Source organism: Pseudomaricurvus sp. (assembly GCF_965662505.1).
Classification (GTDB): domain Bacteria; phylum Pseudomonadota; class Gammaproteobacteria; order Pseudomonadales; family Cellvibrionaceae; genus Pseudomaricurvus.
In genome coordinates this window covers 1-4,152 of the sequence record NZ_CBFIHX010000198.1, presented here as the reverse complement: position 1 = coordinate 4,152, position 4,152 = coordinate 1, and the positions used below count along the sequence as shown (strand labels likewise).

The 4,152-nt window shown below is 49.3% G+C and carries 3 protein-coding genes; 2 read left to right on the top strand and 1 reads right to left on the bottom strand.

Features of this window, described 5'->3' with window-relative positions; genetic code table 11:
- Both ACTG33_RS16460 and ACTG33_RS16455 read left to right on the top strand, forming a co-directional pair.
- Positions 1 to 1,339 (top strand): hypothetical protein (locus ACTG33_RS16460; protein WP_439136309.1); only part of this gene is annotated, 1,339 nt, incomplete at its 5' end.
- 87 nt (positions 1,340 to 1,426) lie between these two features.
- Entirely contained in the window at positions 1,427 to 2,734 is a 1,308-nt protein-coding gene (locus ACTG33_RS16455; RefSeq protein ID WP_438969666.1) for an ATP-grasp domain-containing protein, read from the top strand.
- Between the two features lie 130 nt (positions 2,735 to 2,864).
- On the opposite strand, the gene ACTG33_RS16450 is transcribed toward ACTG33_RS16455, so the two are convergent.
- Positions 2,865 to 3,437, bottom strand: a complete 573-nt coding sequence (locus tag ACTG33_RS16450) for an NnrU family protein (protein WP_439136308.1) — start codon at positions 3,435 to 3,437, stop codon at positions 2,865 to 2,867.
- Between the last annotated feature and the right edge of the window lie 715 nt (positions 3,438 to 4,152).

Here is a 4,152-nt window from a genome sequence, read left to right as displayed (position 1 = left end):
GGATGCGATCGGCGGTGAAGTCGGTGACGAAGCGTTGCAGCTTATCCATGCTGTGTTCAGCCCTACAGAGGGTTGTCGTGAAGATCCCGGCTTCGACATTTATGCCGAGCGAATCAGGGAAATGGACGATGCTATGTTGTTGCAGGAGGCCATCGCCTTTGCTAAGGCCATGCACAGCACGGGATTAGTCTCACCCTACATGCCATGCTTTATACGCTACCTGCGCACCCGCTGGAATGACCTGATTCCTACAGCTTTAGGGCTGAGCTATACAGGAGCCGACGCTTTTCACTGCTATCCGGCATTGATTCATACCCTGATTGATGAAGCCCTGTTTCCAGAGACCAGTCAGTGTGCCTATGGCCTGGCTATGATGCTTGAGCGCGGCATTCTCTACGCTCCTTCCGTAGCACCGTCTCTGTGGCGACAAATACGATTATCGCTGTGCGATGTGGCGACACAGAAAATAGTGGCAGTCTTTGGTCAAAGCCGCTCACCAGAGTGTTTTCTGCTTGCCGACGTGCTGAATGTGCTCGGACGACCGTTAGGTGTGGGACAAGGAAACTATCCGACTTGTCAGTCTACGCGTGCTATCTCCATGTGGGCTTACAACATGCCTATGGAACTGCTTCGGATCCTTGCATGGGCGGCACGCGATGACGAAGTGGTCATGCGTTTTGAAGGTGACAGTATTTCTTCTCGGGATCTCGGTACTGGACTTGCCAGCGAGCCCCCGGTGGACGTTGATGCCGTATCACTGCTCACTGTTCCACACCTGGACCGCATCTATTTTGAAATGGGTCGTCGTAGTGCTGGGCGAGGAGAAGATCCCCATAAATGGGTCAACGCCGAATTCCACGGTGATCATGTCGGTCACGGATTTCGCATAGCCGTTGACGTATTTACGGGTGGTCTGAAAGATTTTGAAGGGTTTATTCGTGACTTTTATGCCGCTTATCACCCTTTTTACAATGGCAACATTCCGGTCATCAATCCGCAACCGGCCGGTATTGCTGTGACCGACAGTGCCAAGCGATTTCTTGGCTGGCACGCCATCACAATTCAAAGGCTTGCACTGGACCCGGACGAGGTTATGCGCGTCTATTTTTTCAACCCGAATAATGACAGCGGTCAAAATTGGGGGCAAAACATTGTTACCTCGACCCAAGGCCATGGTGAGCTTTATGGTGAAGCTTCTTTGCCAGTAGCCGAGTTCGCCTCAAGGCTGTATGTGTTTCATTACGACCCACTCGAAAAAGGTGAGTCGAACGATATACCTATCGATGATGTCCAACACGCCATCAGCTTGGCTCAAGACAGTTGGGCTGTTGGACGCTAGTTAGCCAGCCCCACAATCACAGAACGACCATCACTGACGCTGCGAACCTAAGCGTCATTTTCCACAACTTATTGAGGAGAGCATAATATGTCGACAAAATCCGAAAGTCCGAAAACCACCGAGGTTTCAAGCTGGGCCGATCCCACGCTGGACTCTGTGAAAGGAACGGAAACCCCCAAGGATCCGAACAAGGGGTACATCGCATTACTGGGCTGGAGCCTCAACGCCATTAAAGCTGCTCAGAAGTTTGATCGTCGATATGTGGTGGTCGCACCCGACTGGGCCGCTGATTTTTGCGCGGCAAATAATATTCCATACATTCAATGGGACTTTGTACGCCTGAATGATCGATCCATGGAAATTGCCGAGCGACTAAAAGCCGAAGGCGTTGATGTTGCTATCCCCCTGTTTGAAGAAACCGTAGAGTGGTCAGGCGCTATCAACTCGGTCCTGATGGATAACCCACGTATGTACGGTCAGTCCATCCTGTTTCGGGATAAAGCATTGATGAAGCGCCGTGCCCAGCTGGGTGGTATACGGGTAGGGATTTTCGAAGAAGCTCACGAAAAAGACGACATCATCCGCTTTATGAAGCGCGTCAACCAGACACTGCTGAAACTCGACGGCGATCCCGATGATCCGATTCACGTTAAAGCATTCGACAAGGCCGGCTGCCTTGGACATCGGATGATCCGCACAATTGAAGAAATTGATAACATTCCGGATGAAGAGTATCCATTACTTATGGAAAGCCACCTTGATGGCTGGGAATTCGCAGTAGAAGCCTGGATTCACGATGGTGAGATCAAATTTCTGAACATCTCCGAGTACGTGACTTTGGGTTATTCGGTCTTTGTGCCTGCTACCCATGAACTGGAAAGCTGGCGTAATGCGATCACCAAACAGATCGAGAAACTGATTAAGACCTTCGATATCAAATTTGGGCTGATTCATCCCGAGTACTTTGTGACCGCCGATGGTGAAATGTACTTTGGCGAGATCGCTTATCGACCACCCGGATTTAAGGCGTTCGAATTGATTGAGCGTGCCTATGGGTTCAGTGCTTATCAAGCATCCATGTTAGTTTTCGACCCTAAGAGCACCAAAGAAGAGGTGGCGAACTTCTTTCCAAAAGAAGTGGAAGGCGCAAAAGGCTATGCCGGGTGCTTTGGTGTCTATCCCCGCCGTCGCGTAGTCAGCAAGCTGGAAATGCCAAAAGAGACTACCGAAAATCCATATTTTGATTTTCACGAGTTGGTTGCGCCCACCGAAGAAACAGTACCCGAACGATCGGCCTTCGGTACACACTGGGGCCTGGTCTTCTTCTATGGCGACGATCCCATCAAAATGCGGGATTTGCTTAAAGCTCAGGAAGACTTGGACTTCTATGTCTAGCGCATTTTGCGGTTCTATTCCGAGTCTAGCATCGCTCTAAAAACTAGAGCCCTAATACATGCACTGTATTAGGGCTTTTTTATTTGTTCAGTTTAAGGGAGCCCGAAGCTCAAGATATGTATGGATGGTGTTATCGGATAATCGCCACGCCGATCAGTACCGGATGCAGCCAGAACACGAAAGCCAGGTAGAGTGCTAAACCTCCGACGATCGCAGCTGGGTCATTGGCCTTCCCAGAAGGAAAACGGGGATTATCCCGGACAGATCGACGCTTTATTGAAATGCGGTCAACCACGGCCCAGGCTAAAAAACTACCGAAAAGCAGCACATCGGCCAATGCCCCATTGGCCAACAAGTGACTAGCCGCCCAGAGCTTAACGGCCACCAGCATTGGGTGTTTCAGCGTATGTGAAATCCTGCCCGGGAGATAGGCGGCCAGAAAAAAAACGAACACTGGCAGCATCAGAAGCATCACCAGATGACGTGTCCACTCTGGAGATGAATAAAGGACGATCGGATCGAGTCGAGCATCGCCATACCCCCGAATCACCAGAATCAGCCCGACCAGAGCAATCACCGAGTAAAGTCCCTTCCAACCATACTCGCCCAATCGAACGGCCGCTTTGTCCCTTGCAACAGGCGCAACGATTGACGCGGAGTGAATCCCCAGAAAAAGAATAAGCCCTACGATCAGTTCGGTCATCTCGAAACTCCTCGGTTAGCGGTTGGAAAGCACAGGAAGTATTAAACGCTCTTTTTATTAGAATTCACCATACTACAAGCGATATCTTCCGCCAAATATAGGATTTATTTAATTGGTGCGGTAATGACGCCAAATCACCTAGTCTCCGCGTTGCTGCTTGGGCTTCCATATTTGCCATTAGACAGTTTCAGTTCTTTGGCACTGATCCTGTTGGGCTTTGGCGGGAAATACGAAGGTTAAGCACTGCACCAGAAGGAATTCTCTCTGAAGCGCTTCATGCTGCTGATAAAGGAGACTGGCAAACCTTTATCGAAAAACTAGGCGGTATAGAACAAGCAAAGAAATTACTTCCAATAAAAATGCTTAAGACCTAGATAGACACACCAGGTAAATACGGAGAGCCAATCGGTGAGCGAGTCCTCGGAGTCACCGATGGCGTAAACGATGCTATTACGAGAACATTAAGCTGGAAGATACAAAAGAGAAGTATTAGTGCAGCCTATTCAGCAGGAGTGCGTGGCGGCAGCCACGCATCCTGATGGATTGGCCACTTGGAGTTCTGTCAATAACTGTACGGTCGTAATTCACTAGACTGAAAATAGATATTAGGCTAGTAGTTGCTAACTCCATTATCGTTAGCCAAATATCTCATTTTCAATTTCTTGGTATACAAGAGTGTCCTCAGTAACTAATGGTGCCATTGTATCTCTAAGAA